Source organism: Corynebacterium stercoris, from assembly GCF_024160105.1.
Taxonomy (GTDB): domain Bacteria; phylum Actinomycetota; class Actinomycetes; order Mycobacteriales; family Mycobacteriaceae; genus Corynebacterium; species Corynebacterium stercoris.
On the sequence record NZ_JAMFTQ010000001.1, the window covers coordinates 388,117 to 412,022 of the forward strand.

Below are 23,906 nucleotides of genomic sequence, written 5' to 3' on the forward strand. Positions count from 1 at the left end.
GTCCCGCCAGGGAGCCCGGGTTTCGGAAGGATGATCGGCAGTCGGTGGTTTTTCCAGCACAGCCGTCATCTTCGCACGCCCGGCGCGGCCCCGCGCCCCTACTTGGGCGTGTAGCCGAGGATCTGCTCCATCTCGCGCATCTCGGCGGTCTGCACGTCGATCATCTCGCGCGCCATGTCCTGCAGCGGGGCGAAAGCACCGTTGTCCATCTCGCCTTGGGTCATGAGGATGACGTGGGCGTGGTGGTAATGCATCCACTCGAGGAACGTGGTGCGCAGCTCTTCCCCTTCGAGCTTGCGGAACTCCGCGAGTTGCTCCGGGTAGAACATGCCGTTGGCGATGTGGTGCGAGTGCATCTCCATGTCCTCGTGGATGCCCCATTCGTCGGCCCAGGCGCGCATCTGGTCGTTCTCGCGCTGCTGGCCGTCCTTGATGCGCTGCGCAAGGTCGCGCACCTGCGGGTCGTCCACGTCGGAGGCGAGCAGCACGTCGGACATCTCGATCGCCTGCTCGTGGTGCGGCACCATCATGCCCAAGAAGTGGACGTCGGTATCGTTGTGGCTCGCGGCGGTGCCCCCTTCCCCGAGCCGGACGATCGACGGTCCCAGCAGCGCCAGCACCAGCGCCACCGCGCCCACCACCGCCGCGATGATCCATAGCGGTTTCTGGCGTGCGCGCTGCACACCTGCGAGATCGTCTGCCGAATCAGCCCCAGTAGCCATTGGTAATCCTTTCAAAATCAGCAAAAAAGAACCGCCCAACCTGCAAAGAGCTGGGCGGCGGGCACAGAAGTGCCGTCGTAAAGCGAGAAGCCCTTAGCGGCGAGCCAGCAGTCTCTGGAGCTCCTTGAGCTCGTTCTTGCGCTTGCGGCCGTTGTAGAACTTGATGCCGACCAGCGCCGCGATACCGACCGCGATGCCGCCGAGCACCTTCTGCACGGTCTCGTCCTGCAGCCAGTCGATGGCCTGCTCCTTCGCGTTGTCGGCGAGGTTGGACGGGTTGGTGCGGTCCGCGAGCTCATCCAGGGTGCTGGCGAGCTGGGTGCGGGTGCGCTCAAGGTCGCGCTCAATATCGTGAATGTCTCGTGCCACGTCTAACTCCTTGTTGTTCGGTACTCGTGTCCACACTAGTGGAAAAACGCGGGGAGAACAGTGTAGAACGGGGCCATGGCTGAGCAGATCAAACTTTCCGCGGGCGATACCGCCCCGCAGTTCACCCTGAAGAACGACCGCGGCGAGGACGTGTCGCTTACCGATTACGCCGGGCAGCGCGTCATCGTTTACTTTTACCCGCGCGCGAACACGCCGGGCTGCACCACCGAGGCGTGCGATTTCACGGAGCGTTTCCCCGAGTTCGAGGGCGCGTCCGTCGCCGTGCTGGGCATTTCCCCGGACCCGGTGGACAAGCTCGCGAAGTTCCGCGCCGACCACGACCTCGCGGTGGAGCTGCTTTCCGACGAATCCAAGGACACCCTGCGCGCCTGGGGCGCGTTCGGCGAGAAGAACAATTACGGCAAGATCGTCGAGGGCGTCATCCGCTCCACGTTCCTCGTCGGCCCGGACGGCACCATTGAGCAGGCGCAGTACAACGTGCGCGCCGCCGGCCACGTCGACCGCATTATGCGGGACTGGGGCATTTAGCTTCCCGACGTCCGCCCCCTGTACAGTGATGGGGCACACGCGCCCGTGGCGGAATTGGCAGACGCGCTGGATTTAGGTTCCAGTGTCTTATGACGTGAGAGTTCAAGTCTCTCCGGGCGCACTCCAACTTTAGTTTGGCTTGCTGGGGCCCGGGGGTAGACTTAGCCACTGTGAGTGAGCAGGTGGACCAGGCAAACGCCCCGAAGCGCAACCGCGTCAAAGTGCGCGCGTGGCACATCCTGTTGCTGATCGCGGCCGTGATCACGTGCCTGCTGCTGGCGAATTGGCAGTGGGAGCGCTACCAATCGGGCACCGGCACGTTCCAGAACTTGGGGTACGCGCTGCAGTGGCCGTTCTTCGGCGCCTTCTTCGTCTACGCCTACCGGATGGGCATCAAAATGGAGAACGAGAAGATCGACGCGATCAACTCCGGCGAGGCCATGGCTGACATGTACGAGGCCGACCTCGCGCGTTACGGCGATTCGGGGCAGATCACGCGTATCGACGAAAGCTTTCTGCCCGAACGCCCCCACATCGACGTGGAAACGTACAACGAGATCCTGACCCCGCGCCGCCAGCGCGAGAAAGGCCAGCAACCATGACCCAGCCGCAGCACCCCACCACCGCCGCCACTGCAGGCCAGCCCGGCGCGCCGCGCATCCACCCGGAGCGGCAGCGTCGCGTCCGCAGCGCTCTGCGGATGTTCTCAGTCGCCGCATGGATCACGGGTGTCCTGCTGCTGCTCCTGGTGGCGCGCATGGTGATGGAGTACGGCTTCAACATGGACGTCTCCGCCCTCGCGTGGGTGGCCCGCGTGCACGGTCTCGCGTTCATCGCGTTTCTGATGACGTCGCTGAACCTCGGCCTGAAGGCCCGCTGGCCGGCGATGACGTGGGTAGTCACCGCCATCTCCGGCGTGATTCCGTTCCTGTCGTTTGTGGTGGAGGCCCAGCGCCGCAAGGAAGTGACCGCCACGTTCCAGCTCTAGCGCGCAAGCTCCGCGATCGCGGGCGCGAGCTGGCGCAACGCCGCCCCGCGGTGGGAGCGCGCGTTCTTCTCCTCCGCTGTGAGCTCGGCCGAGGAGCGCCCGCCGGCGTCCAGCGGTTCAAATAGCGGGTCGTAGCCGAAGCCGTTCTCCCCGCGCGGGGTCCGCAGCAGACGGCCTTCCCAGCGCCCCTCCGCGGTCACTTCCTTGAACTCCCCGCTTGCCGACGGCACCACCAGCGCGCAGTACGACACAAACGCCGCCGCCCGGTGCTCGATGTCAGCCATCTGGGCGAGGAGCAGGCGGTTGTTCGCCTCGTCGTCGCCGTGGGCGCCCGACCAGCGCGCCGAGAGCACACCCGGCATCCCGTTCAGCGCCTCGACGGTCAGGCCGGAATCGTCGGCCACGCATGCCAGCCCAGTGGCCTCCGCACCCGCGCGCGCCTTGATCAGCGCGTTTTCGGCGAACGTGAGGCCGGTCTCCGCCGGCTCGGGGTAGGAGGCGACATCGGCGAGGGAGAGGAGCTCGACGCCGGCAATCCCGACGTCGGCAAGCACGTGCTCTAATTCGCGCAGCTTCTTCGGATTGCCGGAGGCGACGAGCAGCTTCACAGGCCCAGCGCCGCCTTCTGCGCGGCGATGAGCTCGGCGCAGCCCTTCTCGGCGACGTCCAGCATGGCGGCGAGCTCGTCGCGGCCGAAGAGGCCGTGCTCGCCGGTGCCCTGGATCTCGACGAAGTTGCCGCCCTCCTGCATCACCACGTTGAGGTCCACCTCCGCGCGGGAATCCTCGACGTACGGCAGGTCCAGGCACACGTGCCCGTCGACGATGCCCGCCGACACCGCCGCCACCGGCGCGAGCAGCGGCTCACCCGGCACCACGCCGCGCTCCTTGAGTACCGCGATCGCATCCGCCAGCGCCACGTACGCGCCGGTGATCGACGCGGTGCGGGTGCCGCCGTCGGCCTGCAGCACGTCGCAGTCGAGCTGAATCGTGTTCTCGCCGAGCTGCGTGAGATCCACCGCGGCGCGCAGACTGCGGCCCACCAGGCGCGAAATCTCGTGCGTGCGGCCCTTGACCTTGCCCTTCATGGACTCGCGCGGCATGCGCTCGTGCGTCGCGGACGGCAGCATCGCGTACTCCGCCGTCAGCCAGCCCTCGCCGGAATCCTTCTTGAAGCGCGGCACGCCCTCCTCCACGGTGGCGGTGCACATCACGCGCGTCTGCCCGAACTCCACGAGCACGCTGCCCGCCGGGTTGGAGGTGAAACCGCGGGTGATGCGCACGGGGCGCATCTCGTCGAACGCGCGCCCATCGACGCGCTGGAACATCTCAGTCATGCAGCCCAGGGTAGCTACACCTCAAACACTGCGCCTGCGCGGCCCAGCACTACCTCCCCGTCGAACTCGGTCTTCGCCGCGGCCAGCGTCGCCTCCGCGTCGCTCCACGGTTGGATGTGCACGAGCACAAGCGTGCCGACGCCCGCTTCCCGCGCCACAACGCCCGCCTCAGCGCCCGTCAAGTGCATCCCCTCCGGCTGGCCGTCCGGGTACGGACCCCACGCGGCCTCGCAGAGGAGGAGATCGGCGTTGGTGCTGGCGTCGATAAGCCCCTGCGTGAACCCGGTGTCTCCCGAGTACGTGAGCACGCGACCGGTCGTGTTGTCCTGCACGCGCAGCGCGTGGGACTCCGCCGCCGGGTGCACGACTGGGAACGGGGTGATGGTCACGCCCTCGAACGCCACCGGCTCACCGGATACCCACGGAGCGAACTCGAACGTGTCCGAAATGTCGTTGATGTCGTCCGGCCCGTCCGAGCCGAGCCGGCCCAGGTGCTCCGGCGTGTACGACGGGCCCAGCATCCGGTTGCGGCTGCGCGCCGGCGCGTGCGGGTGGTAGCGGCGCCACACCAGAAGTGACGCGGCGTCCGAGCAGTGATCCGCATGCAGGTGGCTGAATACCACGTGGGCCTCGGAGGGGTTGAACCGTTCCTGCATCGCCGCCAGCGCGCCGGGGCCGAGGTCCATGACCACGTCGGGGTTGCCCTCCGTGGACACCACGTACGACGATCCGGGGTTGCATGGCGAGCCGAGGCTGCCCGAGCATCCGAGGATGGTGAGCTTCATGCAACACACTGTGCCACGGATTGGCCCCCAACACGAACGCTATGCGTCAAATATGTGACCCCACCGCGTGGACCCGCGGGCCGATGATGCGTTCCGCAAGCTTGTCGAAGAGCTCCGGGTCGCCCGTGCACTCGAACACGCGGGTGGGGGTGTGGCCGTCGTCGGCAAGCATGTCAGTCTCGGTGAGGATGCGCAGCACGTCCTTCGACGTCTCCTCCGCGGAGTTGACCAGCGTGACGTGGTCCCCCATCGCCAGCTGGATCACGCCGGAGAGCAGCGGGTAGTGCGTGCAGCCCAGCACCAGCGTGTCCACCCCGGCGGCCTGCAGCGGCTCGAGGTAGCCCTGCGTCACGCCCAGGATCTGGCGCCCGGACGTGATGCCGCGCTCCACGAACTCCACGAATGCCGGGCACGCCGCCGCGTGCACCTCAATATCCGGGTGCAGGGAAAACAGGTCCTGGTACGCGCCGGAACCGATCGTGCCCACCGTGCCGATCACGCCGATCTTGCCGTTGCGCGTGGTAGCCATCGCGCGGCGCACCGCCGGCTGGATCACCTCGACGACGGGAATGTCGTAGCGCTCGCGCGCGTCATGCAAGAACGCGGACGTCGCCGTGTTGCATGCGATGACCAGCATCTTGCAGCCGCGCTCCACAAGCTCGTCGCCGATGCGCTGCGCAAACTCGCGCACCTGCGCGATCGGCCGCGGCCCGTACGGCGCGTTCGCGGTGTCGCCGATGTAAATCAGCGACTCATTCGGCAGCTGGTCCATCACCGCGCGGGCGACGGTCAAGCCCCCGACGCCGGAGTCGAACAGCCCGATCGGCGCGTTGTTGTCCACGCCGCTTACCGCCTGAGCTGCTTGTTCGCCTGCTTCGCCTCGCGCTTGGCGGCGAGCTCGGGCGGATCGTCGGAAGTAATGATCATCGCCGCGATCACCCCGCCGACCGCGCCGAAGAGGTGCGCCTGCCAGCTCACGCCCGGGGTGCCGGGCAGCACGCCCCAGATCAGACCGGAGTAGAAGAAGCCGAGGGTGAGCCCCAGCGTGATCTGCGAGCCGGAGCGGTTAAAAAAGCCGCGCACCAGCAGGTACGCCAGCCAGCCGTAGACCAGCCCGGACGCGCCGATGTGGTTCGTGCCGATCCCGCCGAACACCCACGTGCCCAACCCGCCGACAATCACCACAAACGCGGTGACCTCCCAGAACACGCGCTTGCCGGAGTAGCCGACCAGGAACGCGAAGATCGCGCCCGGGATCGTGTTGGAGATGATGTGCTCCAGGCTGCCGTGCAGCAGCGGCGAGGTGAAAATGAACGGCAGGCCCGACAGCTCCAGCGGGTGAATGCCCAGGTAGAGCAGGTTCCCGCCGAACGCAATCAGGTTGACCAGGTACACAGCCCAGATCACAATCACGTAGCCCACCGCGAAGCGCAGGCCCGTGTTGCGCTGCCGCACGCGTTTCGACGGCTGCTTCACCGGCCGCTGCGCCGGCGGCATACCCGTCGGCGGGTACGCGCCGAACGCTGGCTGCTGCGTCTCCGGGTGCGAGAACGGTCGCTGGAAAGGCTTGCCGTAGCCGGGCTGCCCGGTCTCGCCGTAGCCCCAGCCGGGCGGGGTGTGGTGCTGGTTATTCGTCATCGCCGATAAAGCTTAGCGGGCCATGTCGCGCCACGCGGTGACACCGAGGTCGCCCACCGCGTTGACCACGGCATCCACGATCGCGGCCTGCACCACGCCCGCGGCCGCCGCGCCGAGGGCAGTGAGCGTGCCGACGTCCGGAATCCCCCGCCCCGCGTCCTCCCCGACCGACACAGCAAACAACGTATCCCCGTCGAGCGGCGAGTGCGCCGGCACCACCGCGCGAGCGATCCCGTCGTGCCCGGTGATGGCGAGGCGCTTCATCTGCGCCTTGGTCAGCGGCGCGTCGGTGGCGATCACGCCAATCGTCGTGTTCAGCCGCGGCACCGGGCGCTTCAGCTTCCGGAACGCCTCCACGTCCACCGCGGGCCACGAAGGGTCGCCGTACAGCAGCCCCGTGCGCGGGTCCACGACACTGCCCACCGGGTTCGCCGCCACATACGCGGCCACCGTGTACTCCCCCACGTGCGCGTGCGCCGAGCCAAACCCGCCGCGCAGCACGCCCGCCGTCGCCCCGCAGCCGACACCCACGCTTGACGACGCCTGCTCCTCCCCCTCATTCGCAAACGCATCCGCCACCGCCGCGGCACCGTCGGCGGGACCGGGGCGGTGCGACGGGTCACCGACGGCGAGGTCGAAGATCACGGCCGCCGGCACAATCGGCACGATCGGCCCGCCCGGCAGCTGATCCCCGAACACCTTGAAGCCCACCCCGCGGCGCTCCAGCTCGCGCATTGCCCCGTCAGCCGCCGCGAGCCCGAACGCCGAGCCGCCGCACAACAGGATCGCGTTCACCCGCTCGACCGTGTTGTGCGGCTCCAGAAGATCAGTCTCGCGCGTGCCGGGCCCGCCGCCACGCACGTCCACCGCCGCGACCATGCCTTGCGGGTCGTCCGCAACCAGGGCGGTCACCCCGGTATCGCCGAGTGAGGTGTGGCCGACGCGCAGCCCCCAGCCGTCGTTAAGCACGAAGCTCCTCCTAATCCATGAGTGCCTGGAGCAGGGAGTCCTGGCACGCCGCGAGCCAGTCCATGAGCACCGCGCGCTGCTGCTCAGCCTGCTCGCCGCCCGCGCGCTCCTCGGAGACGAACAGGCGCATGTCGTTGAGCGCGGCGAGGAATTGGTGCGCCTCCGCCTCGTCGATGCTCACGTCGACGCCGCCGGTCGGCCCCAGCTTCTCGTTGACCACCTGCAAGTTCATCAGCTTGGCCTTAATAATGTCGTTCTCGTGCAGGGAGCGCAGCAGGCCGTTGTCCCCGTCGAACTCCTCGTCGCCCTCCCGCTCGAAATCCGGCAGCAGGCGCGCGAGCTTCGGATCCGCCGGCGCCTCCGTGTGGCCGGTGGACACGCCCAGCATCTCGGCGAAATCATCGCGCGGGGCGGACTGCGCGCGGGCGATCAGCGCCTCCGACACCGTCGCCGTGAGATCCCCGATCAGCTCCCGCTCGAGCGGGTCGAACCGGGTGGAAAACTTCACGCCCGAGCGCATCAGGCCTTTCTTGCGGCGCCATTCCTGCATCGCGTGCCCCCTAGCCCGCCTGCTGCATCGTCGCCCACAGGCCGGCGGTGTGCAGCTTCTTCACGTCGCCCTCAACCTTGTCCTTCTCGCCGGAGGAAACGACGGCTTTGCCCTCGGTGTGCACCTGCATCATCAGCTCGTTCGCGCGCTTGCGGTCGTAGCCCAGCACCGTCTGGAACACATAGCTGACGTAGCTCATGAGGTTGACCGGGTCGTCCCACACGATGCACATCCAAGGCAGGTTCTCGGCCGTGGCAATGTCGACCTCGATCGCCTCGTCCAACTCGGGCGACGCCATCGGCGAGCCCATTCGCGCCTCACACTGCATGCGCACCACCTTACCCGAGCTGCGGGGGCTATCCTTGGGCAGCATGAACGACACTCCCTCCCGCGTGAGCGATGCGCGTACGCACGCTTGCCACGACTCCACCGCGTTTCTCACCGACATGTACGAGCTGACGATGCTCGACGCTGCCCTGCGGGACGGCACCGCGCACCGGAAGTGCGCGTTCGAGGTGTTCACGCGTCGCCTGCCCGCGGAGCGCCGCTACGGAGTGGTCGCCGGCACCGCCCGCGTCATCGACGCGATTTCGAACTTCCGCTTCACCGAGGAGCAGATCGCCTCGGCGGACTTTCTTTCCGACGAAGCGAAAGAGTACCTGCGCAACTACCGCTTCTCCGGCGATGTCGACGGATACCGCGAGGGCGACCTCTACTTCCCCTTCTCCCCGATCCTGACGGTGCACGGCACCTTTGCGGAGTGTGTGATCCTGGAGACGGTGATTCTGTCGATCCTGAACTCCGATTCCGCCGTCGCCTCCGCCGCGTCGCGCATGGTGTCGGCGGCCGACGGCAAGCCGATCATCGAGATGGGCTCGCGCCGCACCCACGAGCAGGCCGCCGTCACCGCCGCGCGCGCCACCTACATCGCGGGCTTCGACGCCACCTCCAATATGGAGGCCTCCCTGCGCTACGGCATCCCCGCCTCCGGCACCGCCGCGCACGCGTGGACGCTCCTACACGTCGACGAGAACGGCAAGCCCGACGAGCGCGCCGCCTTCCAGGCGCAGATCGACGCTGCCGGCAAGGACACCACCCTGCTCGTGGACACCTTCGACATCTCTAGGGGCGTGGAGAACGCCCTCGAGGTCGCCGGCACCGAGCTCGGCGCCGTGCGCATCGACTCCGGCGACCTCGGCATCATGTCGCGGCGCGTGCGCCACCAGCTCGACGAGGCGGGCGCGTTCAACACCCGTATCATCGTCTCCTCCGACCTGGACGAATTCGCCATCGCCGGCCTGCGCGGCGACCCGGTCGACGGCTTCGGTGTCGGCACCTCGGTGGTCACCGGCTCCGGCGCCCCGACGGCCGGTCTGGTGTACAAGCTTGTTGAGGTGGAGGGACACGCCGTCGCAAAGCGGAGCTCCGGCAAAGCCACGTACGGCGGCGCGAAGAGTGCCTACCGTGCGTACCGCGCGTCCGGTGTCGCCGTGGCCGAGGTCGTGCACCCGGAGGGCGCGGACATCGCGCAAAAGCCGAACCTGGAATACCGCAAGCTCACCGTGCCGATGATCCGCGGCGGCGAGATCGTCGACGCGCCGTTCGACCTCGAGGATGCGCGCGAGCTGCACCGCCAAGCGCGCGAGACGCTGCCGTGGGAGGGCCTGGCGCTCTCGCGCGGCGAGGTTGCCATCCCCACCCAGTTCGTCGGCTTCCCCGAGCCCGCGGAATAAGTGGCGGCCCAAGACGAGCCCCTCCACCCGAGCGTCGAGGACCTGCTGACCGCAGCCGTCGAGGCGATCGGCGGTGCCCCGCGCCCGGGCCAGGTGGCCATGGCGCAGGCCGTCGCGCGGGCGCTCGCCGGCGAGCGGCACCTCGCGGTGCAGGCCGGCACCGGCACCGGCAAGTCGCTGGCGTACCTCGTGCCGGCAATGCTGCACGCGCAAACCACCGGCACCACGGTGGTGGTGTCCACCGCGACCGTCGCGCTGCAGCGCCAGCTGGTGGAGCGCGACCTGCCGCGCCTCGCCGACGCGCTCGCCCCGCACATGGAGCGCCGCCCTACGTTCGCCATCCTCAAAGGGCGCAACAACTACGTCTGCCTGCACAAACTCGCCGTCGACGAGCAAGTGCCGGAAGCGCTCATCGAGGAAGAGGACCTTTCCTGGATGGGCCGCCACATCAAGCGCGTCGCCGAGTGGGCGCAGGAAACCGAAACCGGCGACCGCGACGACCTCACCCCCGGCGTGCCCGATGCCGTGTGGGCGCACGTGTCCACCTCGTCACGCGAGTGCCTCGGCGCCGCGCGCTGCCCGCACGGCGCTGAGTGCTTCGCGCAGCTCGCCCGCGAGGAGGCGCAGCACGTGGACGTGGTGGTGACCAACCACGCGCTGCTCGCCATCGACGCCCTCTCCGACGTGGACGTGCTGCCGCCGCACGACGCGGTGATCGTCGACGAGGCCCACGAGCTCGACGGACGAGTCACCTCGGTGGCCACCAACGGCATCTCGAAGCGCTCGCTGACCATGGCGGCGCGCCGCGCGGAGAAGCTCGGCGCCAAGAAAGGCGCGCTGGAAGACGTCATCGACGACTTCACCGCGGTGCTCGACCTCGAGCCGCCCGGGCGCTGGGAGCGCATCTCCGAGCCGGCGCGCGGCGCCTTCGCCGGCTTGCGCGACGCACTCTGGAGCGCCCGCACCGCGATTGCCGACGCCCCCGAAGGCGAGGCCGACAACGACCCCGAGACCTTCGCCGAGCGCACCAACCTGCGCAACCACCTCGGCGACCTACACGACGCCATCGTGCGCATCCTCGCCGTCTTCGACGAGGACGACCCCGCCCAGCACGCCGACGTCGTGTGGCTGGACCGCAGCGACCGCTTCGGCGACTCGGTGGCGGTCGCGCCCCTGTCCGTGGCGGGCATCCTGCACGAGACGCTTTTCGACGACGCCACCGTGGTCCTCACCTCCGCCACCCTCGCCGTCGGCGGCAACTTCAACGCGATGGCCGCGAACTGGGGCCTGCCCGCCGGCTCCTGGGACTCGCTCGACGCCGGCACCCCCTTCAACCCGCGCAAGAGCGGCATCCTCTACACCGCAGCGCACCTGCCCACGCCCGGCCGCGAGGGCATTGCCGACGCCACGCTGGACGAGATGGCCGAGCTCATCACCGCCGCCGGCGGGCGCACCCTCGGCCTCTTCTCCTCGCGCCGCGCCGCCGAGCAAGCCGCCGAAGCGATGCGCGAGCGCCTGCCCTTCGACATCTACCTCCAGGGCGAGGACACCACCGGCGCGCTCGTGGAGAAGTTCGCCAAGCACGAGAACTCCTGCCTCTTCGGCACGCTCACCCTGTGGCAGGGCGTGGACGTGCCGGGCAGCGCGTGCTCGCTCGTGCTTATCGACCGCATCCCATTCCCCCGCCCCGACGACCCACTGCCCCAGGCACGCGCCAAAGCCGCCGACGCCGCAGGCCGCTCCGGGTTCATGGAGGTCAGCGCCACCCACGCCGCGTTGCTGCTCGCCCAGGGCACGGGGCGCTTGTTGCGCTCGGTGGAGGACCGCGGCGTCATCGCGGTCCTGGACAATCGCTTAACGACGAAACGTTACGGCGCCTACCTGCGCAAATCCCTCCTGGATTTCTGGCCCACCACCGACCCGGAGGTCGTGCGGGCCGCGCTGCGCCGCCTGGTGGCTACTTAAGTCTCCGGCGGCAGCGCCACGACGGTGATTGAGCCGGGCGCGACCTCCGTGTAGCCGGCGTCGCGCACCGGCACCGCGCCCGGGCGGCGGGCCGCGTCCGCGAACTCGTCGGCGCCCACCTCGCGCACGTTCAGCGCGAACCCGCTCGCCGCCCACTCGCGCGCCGCATCCACGTCGAGGTTCGCCGCGTACAGCATCGACGCGTGCCCCACCTGCGCCGCCGCCTTGCCCAGCGTCATCCCCAGCGACGCATCGACCAGGATGGTGGGCTGGGACGGGTCGAGGGGTTGGCTCGAATGATCGTCGTCAAGCTCGGTGCCCTTGATCTGCAGTTTCGAGATCGCGTGGGGCACGTCGCCCACCGCCGACGGCACAAACGCGCGCACGCCGCCGACCGTGACGCCGGGCAGGGCCTGGACGTCGTCCCACGCTTTGTTGCGGGCGCGGCGCGCGACCTTGCGGATGCGGTGCGAATACCAGCCGGCGAGGCGCTCGCGCCAGAAGCCGTCCGCGCCGGCGCGCTCGTCGAGGCAGACCGCGACGACAGCCTGCGCGGCCTCGACCAGCACGCGGTTGCGCGGCGGCGGATCCTGCTTCGGCAGGTTCATCGCAAGCTGCATCGCCTGCACCGTCGCCGGGTCGGACGGGTCCTCGCTGCGCTGGCGGTAATCGCGCTCCACCAGCTCGGCGAGCAGCGCGTGGGCGGATGCGAATGCGTCCACTACAGCGGCACGCGGCCGTCGATGCCCGCGCTGCGGTTCGCGTGGTCGATCTCCTCGCGCGGAATGCCGAGGATGTACAGCACCTCGTCGAGGAAGGGGTGGTTCACCGACGCGTCCGCGACCTCCTTCAGCGCCGGCTTCGCGTTGAACGCAATGCCCAGGCCCGCGCGGGAGAGCATGTCGATGTCGTTCGCGCCGTCGCCGACCGCCACCGTCTGGTTCATGGTCAGGCCCGAGTCCGCGGCGAACTCCGCGAGGAACTCGGCCTTCGCCTGCCTATCGACGATCGGACCAGTCACGCGCCCCGTCAACTTCCCGTCCACGATCTCCAGCGTGTTCGCGCGCACGTAATCCAGTTCCAGCTCCTCCGCCAGCCCTTCGAGGACCTGGATGAAGCCGCCGGAGACCACCGCGGTGCGATACCCCATGGAGTTCAGCGTGCGGATCGTCGTTCGCGCGCCCGGGGTGAGCTCGATGTCCTGGGCGACGGCGTCAATCACCGACGCGTCAAGGCCCTCCAGCGCCTTCACGCGTTCGCGCAGGGACTCCTCGAAGTCCAGCTCGCCGCGCATGGCGCGCTCCGTCACCTCGGCGACCTCGGCCTCCTTGCCGGCGTGTGCGGCGAGCATCTCGATGACCTCGCCTGTGATGAGCGTCGAGTCGCAGTCGAAGCACACCAAGCGCTTCGCGCGGCGGTGTAGACCCGCGTGCTCCATCGCAAGGTCGATGCCTAGCTCGGCGGACAGCTCGGCGAGCGACTTGCGGATCTCCTGCCCGTCGCCCGGCGTGTAGTTCGGGATAGTGATGCGGAACTCCAGACCCGTCACCGGGTACTGCGCGATGCCGCGGATCACGTTGATGTTCGCCCCGTACGACGCCAGCGTGGCGCCCAGCTTCGACACCGCCGCCGCCGTCACCGGGTTGCCGAGCGCCACCACCACGTGCGTCGAGCTCGGGCGCGACACCGACGCCGTATCCGCACTCGTCTCGATGGTCACGCGCTGGCCGAACTCCCACAGCCCCACGCGCAAGTCGCGCTCCAGGTCACTCAACGCCTGCGGCTCCATGCCGATCAGCGCCGCGAGCATGAGGCGGCCACGGAAGTTGGTCTGCTCCACGTCGAGCAACTGCACTTCGTGGCGGGCGAGCGCGGTGAAGAACGCCGCGGAGACGCCTGGGCGGTCCGGTCCGGACGTGGTGATGACGGCCGGTCGCAGGCCTTCTTGCAGTTCAACCTCCATGGCGGGCATGCGGTGAACCATAACACAGCAAAACCCCCACCGTGTGGTGGGGGTTTGGTGCCGTCAGGCTGTCAGGAGGCGCCTGGTGTTACTTCGCGGTGGAAGCGTTCGGGCCGTCGACGTTGTCGAACTCGTGGGTCGCACCCTTCCAGGTGGCCGGAGTGTCGTCGCTGTGGCCGGTGTGCGCCTCGCGGCGCAGGGTCTCCACCATGTGCGGGTAGTGCAGCTCGAACGCCGGGCGCTCGGAGCGGATACGCGGCAGGGAGGTGAAGTTGTGGCGCGGCGGCGGGCAGGAGGTTGCCCACTCGAGGGAGTTGCCGTAGCCCCACGGATCGTCGACGGTGACGATCTCGCCGTAGCGCCAGGACTTGAACACGTTCCAGATGAACGGCAGCATGCCGATACCCAGGATGAACGCACCAACCGTGGAGACCTGGTTCAGGAGGGTGAAGCCGTCGGTGTCCAGGTAGTCGGCGTAGCGGCGCGGCATACCCATGTTGCCCAGCCAGTGCTGAATCAGGAAGGTCATGTTGAAGCCGATGAACACCAGCCAGAAGGAGATCTTGGCGAGGCGCTCGTCCAGCATGCGGCCGGTCATCTTCGGGAACCAGAAGTGGACGCCGGCGATGGCGGAGAACACCACGGTGCCGAACAGGGTGTAGTGGAAGTGCGCGACCACGAAGTAGGAGTCGTGCAGGTGGAAGTCCAGCGGCGGAGCAGCCAGCATGATGCCGGTCAGGCCGCCGAAGAGGAAGGTGAACAGGAAGCCCATGACCCACATCATCGGGCTGTCGAAGGTGATGCGGCCGTTCCACATGGTGCCGACCCAGTTGAAGAACTTCACGCCGGTCGGAACCGCGATCAGGAAGGTCATGAAGGAGAAGAACGGCAGCAGGATGGCGCCGGTGGCGAACATGTGGTGTGCCCACACGGCCATGGACAGGCCGGCGATGGCCAGGGTTGCGAAGACCAGGCCGATGTAGCCGAAGATCGGCTTGCGGGAGAACACCGGGATGATCTCGGAGATAATGCCGAAGAACGGCAGTGCCAAGACGTACACCTCGGGGTGGCCGAAGAACCAGAACAGGTGCTGCCACAGGATCGCGCCGCCGTTGGCGGTGTCGTAGATGTGGGCGCCCAGCAGGCGGTCGTACAGCACGCCGAGAGCCGCGGCGAGCAGCAGCGGGAAGATCATCAGCGCGATGATGGAGGTCACGAAGACGGTCCAGGTGAATACCGGGAGGCGGAACATGGTCATGCCCGGGGCGCGCATGGTCAGCACGGTGGTGAGCATGTTGATGGCGGAAGCCACGGTGCCCACACCGGTCGCGCCCACGCCGACGATCCACAGGTTCGCGGACACGGACGGGGTGTGGGTTGCGTCGGCAAGCGGCATGTACATGGTCCAGCCAAAGTCGGCCGCGCCGCCCGGGGTGATGAAGCCCGCGAGCATCGCCACAACGCCGACGGTGGTGATCCAGAAACCGAACGCGTTCAGACGCGGGAAGGCCACGTCCGGCGCACCGATCTGCAGCGGCAGGACGTAGTTGGCAAAGCCCCACACAATCGGGGTACCGAACGCAAGCAGCATCACGGTGCCGTGCATGGTGAACAGCTGGTTGAACTGCTCGTTGGACAGGAACTGCAGACCCGGGCTGAACAGCTCAGCGCGGATGAGCAGCGCCATCAGACCGCCGACGAAGAACCAGACGAAGGACATGATGATGTACATGATGCCCAGTTCTTTGTGGTCGGTCGTGGTGATCTGCTTGTAGATCTTGGAGCCGCGACGGGCATTACCCGTGGGTTCCGGACGAGTTGGCGGGACGTAGTTGTCCAGCCTAGGCGCCACAGCGGTCATGCGATCCTCCTGACAAGTGCACGAAAGCCTTATTAATACCGAGTCATCATAGATGACCGGTTCATCGAATTACCAGCCATCACAGGCCAGTTACAGAGTGGAGTCTATCCCCCGGGCCCGCCAAATGGGACGTATGCACACGAAGTGGCCGCGAATCACACTCAGAGCAGTGCTTTTCGACGTCCGTCCCCTGCACCCGTACGGGGTAGGCACCGCGCCTTTCGCCCCACCCTTTCCCGGTTACAACTATGCGCCGCGGGCCCCCTGTGGATAACCTAAATTGATCGTACCAAACTTATCCACAGTTCGTCTTTTTCGGTTGACGGTATTCGGTACGGAACTTAGCGTGCGTGGCATGGATTCATTTGCAAGTTTCATCCACCAACAGCGGGAGGTCGATGTCCTTCGGGACTTTGATAAAGACCTCGCCTTAGACGCCGGGATTGCACCCGCCCGGGTGAAAGACTGGGAGGTGTTGCACAAGGTCTACTTCGGGCCGACTACGTCTCCGCAAAAGCAACGCCTCGCGTATGAGGCGGCGTGCCGCGGCAAAATCTCCCTTGACACGCTCGCCATGATCGAGCGCCGCCTCAAACCCATCACGAGCCGTCGGACGAGGGACAAGCTGCGCCTTGCCGCGCTCGCGATCGCGGGCCGCTACAAGCATGTCGCCGACAAGCTCAAGACCCTTATCCCTAAGGCGGCCCCTAAACCTGCGGAGGACCGAATCACGTTCAGCCCCTCCCGCAGCGGGAAGCGCCGCATGACCGTGACCTGCGACGAACGCATCCTCGCCGACCTCGAGCACTACCTCCGTCAAAAACATGAACGCGGGGTGCAGATGGCCAAACACATGCTGACCCGCTTCATCGACCTCATCAGAGGCAAACACAGCGGAGGCGGCGTCCCCAGCGCCGCGCCCCGCCCGCTACTACTCATCCCCCTCGACGCCTGGGTCAGCATTCACCGCGGCACCGGCAACGATGTCACGCTCGGGCTTACCGACGGCACCACCATCAGCGGTGCCGACTTCCTCACCAAATTCACCGCCACCACCGACAACCACCTCGAGGCCGCGCTCTTCCACCCGCAGGAGGGGCCCGTCAATCTGTACCGCACCGAGCGTTTCGCCAATCAGAAGCAGCGCGACCTCGCGCGCGCCACCACGCCGATCTGCCCTGTGCCCGGTTGCCGCCACGCCGCCGATAACTGCGAAATCCACCACATCCAGGCCTGGAAGCACGGCGGGGAGACCAACCTCGAAAACCTGGCACCGCTGTGCAGCTACCACAACGGCACCAACGACGACGACCCAGAAACCACTCGCCGCGGCCGCATCACCACTGTCGACGGCCAGCCCGTATGGCAGTCACCCCGCGGCTACCTCGTCCCCAACTCGCTGCACCCTTACGGGGCGATGGCGACACTGTTTGAAGCAACCGTCGAAAAGCAGGGGGCGAAAGCCTAGAAGTCCCAGTCGTCGTCCTGCGTGTCCTCGGCCTTGCCGATGACGTAGGAGGAGCCGGAGCCGGAGAAGAAGTCGTGGTTCTCGTCGGCGTTCGGCGCGAGCGAGGCGAGGATCGCCGGCGACACGCGCGTCTCGTCGGCCGGGAACAGGCCCTCGTAGCCGAGGTTGTTCAGCGCCTTGTTCGCGTTGTAACGCAGGAAGCGCTTGACGTCCTCGGTCCAGCCGAGCGGATCGTAGATGTCCTCGGTGTACTGGATCTCGTTGTCGTAGAGGTCGTAGAGCAGGTCGAAGGCGTGCTCCTTGAGTTCCTCGCGGCGCTCCTCGGATTCGTCGCGAAGCCCCACCTGGTACTTGTAGCCGATGTAGTAGCCGTGCACGGCCTCGTCGCGGATGATCAGGCGGATGATGTCGGCCGTGTTCGTCAGCTTGGAGTGCACGGACCAGTTCAGCGGCAGGTAAAAACCGGAGTAGAAGAGGAAGGACTCCAGCATCACGGACGCGATCTTGCGCTTCAGCGGGTCGTCGCCGCAGTAGAAGCTCTCGATGATCTTCGCCTTGCGCTGCACCTCAGCGTTTTCTTCGGTCCAGCGGAACGCGTCGTTGATCTGCGGCGTCGACGCGAGCGTCATATAGATGTTGGAGTAGCTCTTCGCGTGCACGGACTCCATGAACGCGATGTTGGTGTACACCGCCTCCTCGTGCTGCGTGCGAGCGTCGGGAATGAGCGACACCGCGCCGACGGTGCCCTGCAGCGTGTCCAGCAGCGTCAGGTTCGCGAACACGCGCATGGTGGACAGCTGCTCCGCCTCGTTGAGGGTGTTCCAGCTCGGGATGTCGTTGGACACCGGGATTTTCTCCGGCAGCCAGAAGTTGCCGGTGAGACGGTCCCAGACTTCCTGGTCCTTATCGTCGGGGATGGTGTTCCAGTTGATCGCCTTCATCGGCTCCGGGTGGGAGTCGACGTAATCCTCGTAGTCCGCGTGGCTCATGGCGCCAATCCTAGGCCACGCTTTTCGACGCCACCCTTCCCCCGCCTCAATGCCAACCCCCTCCACCCCATTTATTACGATGGTCATACTAGATTTGCACGTGCTTTGCGACGGAGGAATCATGGCAACCGCTCGAGAATCGTCGACCGAACCGCTGCTCGCGTCCGTACTGGACAAGCTCGGCGAGGAAATCGTTTCCGGCGTCATGCCCGAGGGGCACACGTTCACCCTGCAAGAACTCTCGGACCGCTTCGGCATCTCGAGAACTGTCGCGCGCGAGGCAATGCGCGCGCTGGAGCAGCTGGGCTTCGTGTCGTCGTCGCGCCGCGTGGGCATCCGCGTGCTCCCCGCCGAGCATTGGGCGGTGTTCGACCGCTCCGTGATCGCGTGGCGCCTGGCCAGTGAGGCGCAGCGCCCGGCCCAAATTGAGTCGCTGGCAAGCCTGCGCACCGCCGTCGAGCCGGTCGCGGCCGGCCTCGCCGCCGAGCACGCGACGCAGGAGCAGATCCAGCGCCTCGAGTACCTCGCCGCGCGCCTCATGGAACTGTCCGAGCAGGGCGCCGGCAACAGCGACGAATTCCTGGAGATCGACAAGGAGTTCCACACCCTGCTGCTCAGCGCGTCCGGCAACGAGATGTTCGCTGCGCTCGCCGAGCCGATCATGGACCTGCTGGAGGGCCGCACCCGCTACGGCATCATGCCCGACGCGCCCGAGATGGAAGCGATGCGCCTCCACGTCGACCTGGTTGAGGCCATCGCGCGCGGCGATTTCCAGGCGTCGGAAAGCACGTCGCGCAAGTTGCTGCTGGACGTCGACGCCTTCATGGACAACTAGCGCGCGGCGGGCGCCCCAGCTTAGAGCATGCAGGAGACGCAGCCCTCGACCTCGGTGCCCTCGAGCGCCATCTGGCGGAGGCGGATGTAGTACAGCGTCTTCACGCCCTTGCGCCAGGCGTAGATCTGCGCTTTGTTGATGTCGCGCGTGGTCACGGTGTCCTTGAAGAACAAGGTCAGCGACAGGCCCTGGTCGACGTACTTCGTCGCCTCCGCGTAGGTGTCGATGATCTTCTCGTAGCCGATGTCGTAGGCGTCCTTGAAGTACTCCAGGTTCTCGTTGTCCATGTGCGGCGCCGGGTAGTAGACGCGGCCGATCTTGCCTTCCTTGCGGATCTCAATCTTGGAGGCGATCGGGTGGATCGACGAGGTGGAGTTGTTGATGTAAGAGATCGATCCGGTCGGCGGCACCGCCTGCAGGTAGCGGTTGTAGATGCCGTCGCGCGCGACGTCGGCCTTCAGCTGCGCCCACTCCTCCGCCGTCGGCACCGCGATGTCCGACGCCTCGAACAGCGCCTTCACCTTCTCCGTGCGCGGCTGGAAGTCGGCTGGGTCGTAGCGGTCGAAGAACTCGCCCGTCGCGTACTCGGACTCGGCGAAGTCCGCGAACGCCTCGCCCTTCTCAACCGCGATCTTGTGGGACGCGCGGATGCACTCGTACATCACGGCCGCGAAATACGCGTTGGTGAAGTCGAGGCCCTCCTCGGATCCGTACTCGATGTGCTCGCGGCCGAGGTAGCCGTGCAAGTTCATCTGGCCGAGGCCGATCGCGTGCGACGCGTCGTTGCCTTCGCGTACCGACGGCACCGAGTCGATCGACGTGCGGTCCGCCACCGCCGTCAGCCCGCGGATGGCCGTCTCGACGGTGCGGGAGAAATCGTCCGAGTCCATCGCCATCGCGATGTTCAGCGAGCCCAAGTTGCAGGAGATGTCGTGGCCGATGACGTCGTAGCTGAGATCGTCGTTAAGCACGGAAGGCGAGTTGACCTGCAGAATCTCCGAGCAGAGGTTCGACATGTTGATGCGGCCGGTCTTGACCGGGTTCGCGCGGTTCGCCGTGTCCTCGAACATGATGTACGGGTAGCCGGACTCGAACTGGATCTCGGCGATGGTCTGGAAGAACTGGCGCGCCTTGATCTTGGTCTTGCGGATGCGCGGGTCCTCCACCATCTCCTCGTACTTCTCGGTGATGGAGATGTCGGCGAACGGCTTGCCGTAGATGCGCTCGACGTCGTACGGGGAGAACAGGTACATGTCGTCGTTGCGCTTCGCCAGTTCGAACGTGATGTCCGGGATGACAACGCCCAAAGACAGCGTCTTGATGCGGATCTTCTCGTCCGCGTTCTCGCGCTTCGTATCCAGGAAACGCATGATGTCCGGGTGGTGCGCGTTGAGGTACACCGCGCCCGCGCCCTGGCGCGCGCCGAGCTGGTTGGCGTAGGAGAACGAGTCCTCCAGAAGCTTCATCACGGGAATGACTCCCGACGACTGGTTCTCGATGTGCTTGATCGGCGCACCCGACTCGCGGATGTTGCTGAGCAACAGCGCCACGCCGCCGCCGCGCTTGGACAGCTGCAGCGAGGAGTTGATCGCGCGGCCGATGGACTCCATGTTGTCCTCGATGCGCAGGAGGAAGCAGGACACGAGCTCGCCGCGCTGCGCCTTGCCGGCGTTGAGGAACGTCGGGGTGGCGGGTTGGAAGCGGCCGGTCATGATTTCGTCGACAAGCGCGGTGGCGAGCGCCTCGTCGCCCGACGCCAGGAACAAAGCCGTCATGGACACGCGGTCCTCGAAGCGCTCGAGGTAGCGGCGGCCGTCGAAAGTCTTCAGCGTGTAGGAGGTGTAGTACTTGTACGCGCCCAGGAAGGACTTGAAGCGGAACTTGTAGCTGTACGCGCGCTTGAACGTGGACTTCACGAAGTCCCAGTCGTACTGCTCGATCACGCCCGGCTCGTAGTACTTGTTCTCAATCAGGTAGTTCATCTTCTCTTCCAGGTCGTGGAAGTAGACGGTGTTCTGATTGACGTGCTGCAGGAAGAACTGGTTCGCGGCCTCGCGGTCCTTGTCGAACTGGATGTTGCCGTCGGCGTCGTACAGGTTCAGCAGCGCGTTGAGCGCGTGGTAGTCAAGCTGCGCGGCCTCGGTTGCGGGCTCCGGGACGCTGCGGCCGTGGGCGGTTGCGGGCGTGGTGGTGGACACGGGTGTGGGCCTTTCGACAGAAAAGAGGGCGAGCTAGACGGTTGCGTTGGTGCGTGTTCGAGTGCGAGGGTACTTGGCGCGCAGCCGGGCGAGGCGCTGAGCAGCCTCCTGCTCGGCGAGATCGGGGGGAGCTGCGACGAGTGCCGCGCCCGTGGCGGGCCGCAGACCGAGGCGTTCAGCCTGCTCAACGAGCTGGCTGCGCACCCGGGCGACATCCTCGGCGCAGCCCATCAGCTCAAAGCGGTAGAGGTAGGGCACGCCGCATTTGCGGGCGATCACGTCGCCGGCGCGACAGTAGTCTGCCCCGAAGTTGGAGTTGCCGGCCGCGATCACGCCCCGGATCAGGCCGCGGTTGTGCTCGTTGTTCAAAAAACGAATCACTTGCGGCGGGACGGGACGCGCGTGGTTGTTGGAGATCGACGCCCCTCCCCCGTACGTCGGGCAGATCAGCACGTAGGGTTCATCGACTACCAGGTCCGCGTCGCCGCGCTTGAGCGGGATGCGTTTGGCGGGGAGGCCGACTTTCTCCACGAACCGTTTGGTGTTCTCGGTCGCGGAAGAAAAGTAGACGACCAGCATTGCGAACCGCCGGGGGTTACGCTGCGGCGAGGCCGCGGATGCGGTCCGGGCGGAAGCCGGACCAGTGCTCGCCGTCCACCTCGACAACCGGTGCCTGCAGGTGGCCGAGCGCCATGACGTAGTCGCGGGCGCTGTCATCCAGGGAGATGTCGACGAGGTTGTACTCCAGGCCAGCCTTGTCCAGGGCGCGGGTGGTTGCGCGGCACTGCTGGCACGCCGGCTTGGTGTAAACGGTGATGGACATGATCCTTGTCGCCTCTCTGGTTCTATAACGGCTCACTACGCGGGTGTGGGGTATCTCCCCCGTTGCACACCAGAGACACTATACCTTGGGTAATTTTTCGGCAACCAATACTATATGTAGTAGTTACACCAGTGTAATTGCAGGATACCGGGGGGGAATTACCTACATGTAGTCCATCACCACGCGAAACGGCTTACATCAATGGCATTAAATGTTGCTAAGAAAACGAAAACCCGCCCGGATGGCCATCACTGAACCATCCCGGGCGGGTGACGCCGGACGCGGCGACTAGCCCTGGCGGGCCTTGAAGCGCGGATCCTTCTTGTTGATCACAAACACCTTGCCGTGGCGGCGCACAACCTGGGCGCCCGGCTTGTTCTTCAGCGACCGAAGCGACTTGCGGACCTTCATCGGGCGCTCCTTTCTACTCGGTTTAATCTCAAGCGACACGCGGCAAACCGCCGGGTCGCGACACGTCGGTACATACTACACGCCGCCCGCGCAGGCTCCAAACCTGCGCATTTGGGCTTTTTCGCTTGCCGACGCCGAAGTTCCCCCACCACAGCTACCATGGCTGCCATGCAGGACCAGATCAGAAACGCCCTGGCAGTGCGCCCATCGATCGACCCGGCCGCGGAGGTCGATGCCCGCGTGGATTTCCTCGTCGACTACCTCGAAGCCTCCCGCGCGAAGGGGTTCGTCCTGGGGATTTCCGGCGGCCAGGACTCGACGTTGGCTGGGCGGCTGGCGCAAATGGCCGTCGAGAAGCGTCGTGTCCAGGGCGGGGACGCGCAGTTCGTCGCGGTGCGCCTGCCGCACGGAGTGCAGGCGGACGAGGATGACGCGCAGCTGGCGCTCAAGTTCATCCAGCCGGACGAGACGGTGACGGTGGACATCAAGCCCGCCACCGACGCCGTGGATGGGGCCGTCGCGGCGGCGCTGGGGCTGGAGAAGCTCGGCGACTTCAACAAGGGCAACGTGAAGGCGCGGCTGCGCATGGTGGCGCAGTACGCGATCGCCGGGGAGCGGGGGCTGCTCGTCATCGGCACGGATCACGCCGCGGAGAACGTCACCGGATTCTTCACCAAGTTCGGCGACGGCGCCGCCGACCTCGTGCCGCTCGCCGGGCTGAACAAGCGCCAGGGCGCGCAAATGCTCGAGCACCTGGGCGCCACCCCGCGGTTGTGGGAGAAGATTCCCACCGCGGATTTGGAAGAGGACCGCCCGGCGCTGCCGGACGAGGAGGCTCTCGGCATCACCTACGCGGAGATCGACGACTACCTCGAGGGCAAGGACGTGCCCGACGCGGCGCGGGAGCGGCTGGAGCACCTCTGGCGCGTCGGCCAGCACAAGCGCCACCTCCCGCCCGGCCCGGCCGAGACCTGGTGGCGCTAGCGGTTACCCAAACGGGTGGAGCACCGGGGCGCCGACGCGCGCCGCGGCGACGGCCTGTTTCTTATCGGCCGTGATGAACGGGCAATCGAGCCCGGAACTTAGCACCTGCAGCCAGGAGGCGATCTGGATCGCGCCCAGGGTTTTCACTTCGCCAGCTAGCAACTTCGCCTGCGAAATAACCCAGTCGTTCACCGAGATGAGTGACAACCTCCGCGCCACCTCATCGACGTGGCGAAGCTCCATCCCGCGGCGGTGCGCGTAGCGCGCCAGCTCCACCTCCGTGATCGCCGAGCTGAGTTGCTGGTAATGGGGCAGGAGGTCCAGCGCCCACGCTGTAAACTCCTCCTCGCCGAAGGTGGCGAGCAGCACCGAGGTGTCCACGTACGCGATGTGAGGCGAGACCATCACGTGTCGGCCCGCGCAATCGCTTCGTCAATCCTGTGGTCGCCGCGCTCTTCCTCCAGGTAGTCCGCGAGGCTCATGCCCAAGTCGCGCATCGGAGGCAGCGACTCATGGAACGCCTCCCAGTCGAACGGGGCCGGGTCGGCCCGCCGCGCGATGAGGCCGAGTGCCTCCAGCCGGTCGATGCCCGTCTTCTGGCCCACCGGCCTGATAACTGCGATCGGATTCCCGCGGTCTGTGATCGTCACTGTCTCCCCCGCCTTCGCAACCCGGTCGATAACGCTGCGCGTTTGCTGGTTGAGCTCGCGCATCGACACTTCACGCCCCTCAAGCACCGCGGACAGCGCTTTCTCAACCTCAGACATGTA

Annotated in this window: 27 protein-coding genes, 1 tRNA gene and 1 pseudogene; 9 read left to right on the forward strand and 20 right to left on the reverse strand. The window is 66.6% G+C overall.

Annotated elements, in window-relative coordinates:
• Window positions 1–98: 98 nt before the first annotated feature.
• Both M5J20_RS01915 and M5J20_RS01920 read right to left on the reverse strand, forming a co-directional pair.
• Window positions 99–722 carry a DUF305 domain-containing protein gene (locus tag M5J20_RS01915; RefSeq protein ID WP_253575780.1) on the reverse strand — a complete coding sequence of 208 codons (624 nt, stop codon included), beginning with the start codon at window positions 720–722 and terminating at the stop codon, window positions 99–101.
• Between the two features lie 93 nt (window positions 723–815).
• Entirely contained in the window at window positions 816–1,091 is a 276-nt protein-coding gene (locus M5J20_RS01920) for a DUF3618 domain-containing protein (protein WP_253575782.1), read from the reverse strand.
• A 75-nt stretch (window positions 1,092–1,166) separates the two neighbouring features.
• Here M5J20_RS01920 and bcp point away from each other — a divergent pair, with 75 nt between their 5' ends.
• From bcp to M5J20_RS01940, 4 genes are all read left to right on the forward strand, one after another.
• Window positions 1,167–1,640 carry a thioredoxin-dependent thiol peroxidase gene (bcp, locus tag M5J20_RS01925; protein WP_253575783.1) on the forward strand — a complete coding sequence of 158 codons (474 nt, stop codon included), beginning with the start codon at window positions 1,167–1,169 and terminating at the stop codon, window positions 1,638–1,640.
• Between the two features lie 39 nt (window positions 1,641–1,679).
• Window positions 1,680–1,761, forward strand: a tRNA-Leu gene (locus M5J20_RS01930).
• A 49-nt stretch (window positions 1,762–1,810) separates the two neighbouring features.
• Complete coding sequence (locus M5J20_RS01935) at window positions 1,811–2,242, forward strand: hypothetical protein (RefSeq protein WP_253575785.1); 432 nt, start codon at window positions 1,811–1,813, stop codon at window positions 2,240–2,242.
• Window positions 2,239–2,628: a DUF3817 domain-containing protein gene (locus tag M5J20_RS01940; RefSeq protein WP_253575787.1), complete on the forward strand. Its 390-nt coding sequence runs from the start codon at window positions 2,239–2,241 to the stop codon at window positions 2,626–2,628. The genes M5J20_RS01935 and M5J20_RS01940 overlap by 4 nt, the downstream gene beginning before the upstream one ends.
• On the opposite strand, the gene rdgB is transcribed toward M5J20_RS01940, so the two are convergent.
• From rdgB to clpS, 8 genes are all read right to left on the reverse strand, one after another.
• Complete coding sequence (gene rdgB / locus M5J20_RS01945) at window positions 2,625–3,236, reverse strand: RdgB/HAM1 family non-canonical purine NTP pyrophosphatase (protein WP_253575788.1); 612 nt, start codon at window positions 3,234–3,236, stop codon at window positions 2,625–2,627. The two genes, M5J20_RS01940 and rdgB, sit on opposite strands and share 4 nt — an antisense overlap.
• A complete protein-coding gene (gene rph / locus M5J20_RS01950) occupies window positions 3,233–3,964 on the reverse strand; it encodes a ribonuclease PH (RefSeq protein WP_253575790.1) in 732 nt (243 codons plus the stop codon). Before rph ends, rdgB begins: the two co-directional genes overlap by 4 nt.
• Before the next feature lie 14 nt (window positions 3,965–3,978).
• A complete protein-coding gene (locus M5J20_RS01955; protein ID WP_253575792.1) occupies window positions 3,979–4,749 on the reverse strand; it encodes an MBL fold metallo-hydrolase in 771 nt (256 codons plus the stop codon).
• Between the two features lie 46 nt (window positions 4,750–4,795).
• Window positions 4,796–5,590 (reverse strand): glutamate racemase, encoded by a 795-nt coding sequence (gene murI, locus M5J20_RS01960; protein WP_253575794.1) that lies wholly within the window; start codon window positions 5,588–5,590, stop codon window positions 4,796–4,798.
• Between the two features lie 5 nt (window positions 5,591–5,595).
• On the reverse strand, window positions 5,596–6,246 hold the full coding sequence (locus M5J20_RS01965) for a rhomboid family intramembrane serine protease (protein WP_253575883.1): 651 nt from the start codon (window positions 6,244–6,246) through the stop codon (window positions 5,596–5,598).
• A 153-nt stretch (window positions 6,247–6,399) separates the two neighbouring features.
• Entirely contained in the window at window positions 6,400–7,356 is a 957-nt protein-coding gene (locus tag M5J20_RS01970; RefSeq protein WP_253575796.1) for a P1 family peptidase, read from the reverse strand.
• Between the two features lie 10 nt (window positions 7,357–7,366).
• Window positions 7,367–7,906: a DUF2017 domain-containing protein gene (locus M5J20_RS01975; RefSeq protein WP_253575798.1), complete on the reverse strand. Its 540-nt coding sequence runs from the start codon at window positions 7,904–7,906 to the stop codon at window positions 7,367–7,369.
• Between the two features lie 10 nt (window positions 7,907–7,916).
• Complete coding sequence (gene clpS, locus M5J20_RS01980; protein ID WP_253575885.1) at window positions 7,917–8,204, reverse strand: ATP-dependent Clp protease adapter ClpS; 288 nt, start codon at window positions 8,202–8,204, stop codon at window positions 7,917–7,919.
• Between the two features lie 73 nt (window positions 8,205–8,277).
• Between clpS and M5J20_RS01985 the strand changes: the two genes are divergently transcribed.
• On the forward strand, window positions 8,278–9,639 hold the full coding sequence (locus M5J20_RS01985; protein ID WP_253575800.1) for a nicotinate phosphoribosyltransferase: 1,362 nt from the start codon (window positions 8,278–8,280) through the stop codon (window positions 9,637–9,639).
• Window positions 9,640–11,604, forward strand: coding sequence for an ATP-dependent DNA helicase (locus M5J20_RS01990; RefSeq protein ID WP_253575802.1), 1,965 nt, complete (start codon window positions 9,640–9,642; stop codon window positions 11,602–11,604).
• On the opposite strand, the gene M5J20_RS01995 is transcribed toward M5J20_RS01990, so the two are convergent.
• From M5J20_RS01995 to ctaD, 3 genes are all read right to left on the reverse strand, one after another.
• The gene (locus M5J20_RS01995; RefSeq protein ID WP_437177605.1) at window positions 11,601–12,326 is read right to left on the reverse strand and encodes a peptidyl-tRNA hydrolase; all 726 of its coding nucleotides are present in this window, start codon (window positions 12,324–12,326) and stop codon (window positions 11,601–11,603) included. The two genes, M5J20_RS01990 and M5J20_RS01995, sit on opposite strands and share 4 nt — an antisense overlap.
• A complete protein-coding gene (gene serB, locus M5J20_RS02000) occupies window positions 12,326–13,576 on the reverse strand; it encodes a phosphoserine phosphatase SerB (RefSeq protein WP_253575804.1) in 1,251 nt (416 codons plus the stop codon). Before serB ends, M5J20_RS01995 begins: the two co-directional genes overlap by 1 nt.
• 79 nt (window positions 13,577–13,655) lie before the next feature.
• Window positions 13,656–15,428, reverse strand: a complete 1,773-nt coding sequence (gene ctaD, locus M5J20_RS02005; protein WP_253575806.1) for an aa3-type cytochrome oxidase subunit I — start codon at window positions 15,426–15,428, stop codon at window positions 13,656–13,658.
• 355 nt (window positions 15,429–15,783) lie between these two features.
• Between ctaD and M5J20_RS02010 the strand changes: the two genes are divergently transcribed.
• On the forward strand, window positions 15,784–16,896 hold the full coding sequence (locus M5J20_RS02010) for an HNH endonuclease signature motif containing protein (RefSeq protein WP_253575808.1): 1,113 nt from the start codon (window positions 15,784–15,786) through the stop codon (window positions 16,894–16,896).
• Here M5J20_RS02010 and nrdF read toward each other — a convergent pair.
• A complete protein-coding gene (gene nrdF / locus M5J20_RS02015) occupies window positions 16,893–17,885 on the reverse strand; it encodes a class 1b ribonucleoside-diphosphate reductase subunit beta (protein ID WP_253575810.1) in 993 nt (330 codons plus the stop codon). The two genes, M5J20_RS02010 and nrdF, sit on opposite strands and share 4 nt — an antisense overlap.
• 121 nt (window positions 17,886–18,006) lie before the next feature.
• On the opposite strand from nrdF, the gene M5J20_RS02020 reads away from it, so the two are divergent.
• Complete coding sequence (locus M5J20_RS02020; protein WP_253575812.1) at window positions 18,007–18,720, forward strand: FadR/GntR family transcriptional regulator; 714 nt, start codon at window positions 18,007–18,009, stop codon at window positions 18,718–18,720.
• Between the two features lie 20 nt (window positions 18,721–18,740).
• Here M5J20_RS02020 and nrdE read toward each other — a convergent pair whose 3' ends face one another.
• The 4 genes and pseudogenes from nrdE to ykgO form a co-directional block, all read right to left on the reverse strand.
• On the reverse strand, window positions 18,741–20,918 hold the full coding sequence (nrdE, locus tag M5J20_RS02025; RefSeq protein ID WP_253575814.1) for a class 1b ribonucleoside-diphosphate reductase subunit alpha: 2,178 nt from the start codon (window positions 20,916–20,918) through the stop codon (window positions 18,741–18,743).
• Window positions 20,919–21,074: 156 nt separating this feature from the next.
• A pseudogene (gene nrdI, locus M5J20_RS02030) lies at window positions 21,075–21,497 on the reverse strand (class Ib ribonucleoside-diphosphate reductase assembly flavoprotein NrdI); the annotation flags it as partial.
• Window positions 21,498–21,513: 16 nt separating this feature from the next.
• Window positions 21,514–21,741: a glutaredoxin-like protein NrdH gene (gene nrdH, locus M5J20_RS02035; RefSeq protein WP_234947549.1), complete on the reverse strand. Its 228-nt coding sequence runs from the start codon at window positions 21,739–21,741 to the stop codon at window positions 21,514–21,516.
• Between the two features lie 288 nt (window positions 21,742–22,029).
• Entirely contained in the window at window positions 22,030–22,152 is a 123-nt protein-coding gene (ykgO, locus tag M5J20_RS02040; protein ID WP_012732041.1) for a type B 50S ribosomal protein L36, read from the reverse strand.
• 159 nt (window positions 22,153–22,311) lie between these two features.
• Between ykgO and nadE the strand changes: the two genes are divergently transcribed.
• Window positions 22,312–23,136, forward strand: coding sequence for an NAD(+) synthase (nadE, locus tag M5J20_RS02045; protein ID WP_253575817.1), 825 nt, complete (start codon window positions 22,312–22,314; stop codon window positions 23,134–23,136).
• A 3-nt stretch (window positions 23,137–23,139) separates the two neighbouring features.
• Here the strand turns inward: nadE and M5J20_RS02050 are convergent, their stop codons facing one another.
• The gene (locus tag M5J20_RS02050; protein WP_253575820.1) at window positions 23,140–23,541 is read right to left on the reverse strand and encodes a PIN domain-containing protein; all 402 of its coding nucleotides are present in this window, start codon (window positions 23,539–23,541) and stop codon (window positions 23,140–23,142) included.
• Window positions 23,541–23,903: a type II toxin-antitoxin system Phd/YefM family antitoxin gene (locus tag M5J20_RS02055; protein WP_253575822.1), complete on the reverse strand. Its 363-nt coding sequence runs from the start codon at window positions 23,901–23,903 to the stop codon at window positions 23,541–23,543. The genes M5J20_RS02050 and M5J20_RS02055 overlap by 1 nt, the downstream gene beginning before the upstream one ends.
• Window positions 23,904–23,906: the final 3 nt, after the last annotated feature.

Bases quoted from the DNA above. Each gene is read 5' to 3' on its own strand.
- clpS (WP_253575885.1), bottom strand. From the start codon at position 8,204: ATGGCGTCGCCCGAGTTGGACGAGGCGATCGAGGTCGACATTGCCACG.
- M5J20_RS01940 (WP_253575787.1), top strand. From the start codon at position 2,239: ATGACCCAGCCGCAGCACCCCACCACCGCCGCCACTGCAGGCCAGCCC.
- M5J20_RS01975 (WP_253575798.1), bottom strand. From the start codon at position 7,906: ATGCAGGAATGGCGCCGCAAGAAAGGCCTGATGCGCTCGGGCGTGAAG.
- ykgO (WP_012732041.1), bottom strand. From the start codon at position 22,152: ATGAAGGTCCGCAAGTCGCTTCGGTCGCTGAAGAACAAGCCGGGCGCC.
- M5J20_RS02050 (WP_253575820.1), bottom strand. From the start codon at position 23,541: ATGGTCTCGCCTCACATCGCGTACGTGGACACCTCGGTGCTGCTCGCC.
- ctaD (WP_253575806.1), bottom strand. From the start codon at position 15,428: ATGACCGCTGTGGCGCCTAGGCTGGACAACTACGTCCCGCCAACTCGT.
- M5J20_RS01985 (WP_253575800.1), top strand. From the start codon at position 8,278: ATGAACGACACTCCCTCCCGCGTGAGCGATGCGCGTACGCACGCTTGC.
- rph (WP_253575790.1), bottom strand. From the start codon at position 3,964: ATGACTGAGATGTTCCAGCGCGTCGATGGGCGCGCGTTCGACGAGATG.
- M5J20_RS01915 (WP_253575780.1), bottom strand. From the start codon at position 722: ATGGCTACTGGGGCTGATTCGGCAGACGATCTCGCAGGTGTGCAGCGC.
- bcp (WP_253575783.1), top strand. From the start codon at position 1,167: ATGGCTGAGCAGATCAAACTTTCCGCGGGCGATACCGCCCCGCAGTTC.
- M5J20_RS01955 (WP_253575792.1), bottom strand. From the start codon at position 4,749: ATGAAGCTCACCATCCTCGGATGCTCGGGCAGCCTCGGCTCGCCATGC.
- serB (WP_253575804.1), bottom strand. From the start codon at position 13,576: ATGCCCGCCATGGAGGTTGAACTGCAAGAAGGCCTGCGACCGGCCGTC.
- nrdF (WP_253575810.1), bottom strand. From the start codon at position 17,885: ATGAGCCACGCGGACTACGAGGATTACGTCGACTCCCACCCGGAGCCG.
- M5J20_RS02010 (WP_253575808.1), top strand. From the start codon at position 15,784: ATGGATTCATTTGCAAGTTTCATCCACCAACAGCGGGAGGTCGATGTC.
- M5J20_RS02020 (WP_253575812.1), top strand. From the start codon at position 18,007: ATGGCAACCGCTCGAGAATCGTCGACCGAACCGCTGCTCGCGTCCGTA.
- M5J20_RS02055 (WP_253575822.1), bottom strand. From the start codon at position 23,903: ATGTCTGAGGTTGAGAAAGCGCTGTCCGCGGTGCTTGAGGGGCGTGAA.
- nrdH (WP_234947549.1), bottom strand. From the start codon at position 21,741: ATGTCCATCACCGTTTACACCAAGCCGGCGTGCCAGCAGTGCCGCGCA.
- nadE (WP_253575817.1), top strand. From the start codon at position 22,312: ATGGCTGCCATGCAGGACCAGATCAGAAACGCCCTGGCAGTGCGCCCA.
- M5J20_RS01965 (WP_253575883.1), bottom strand. From the start codon at position 6,246: ATGCCGCCGGCGCAGCGGCCGGTGAAGCAGCCGTCGAAACGCGTGCGG.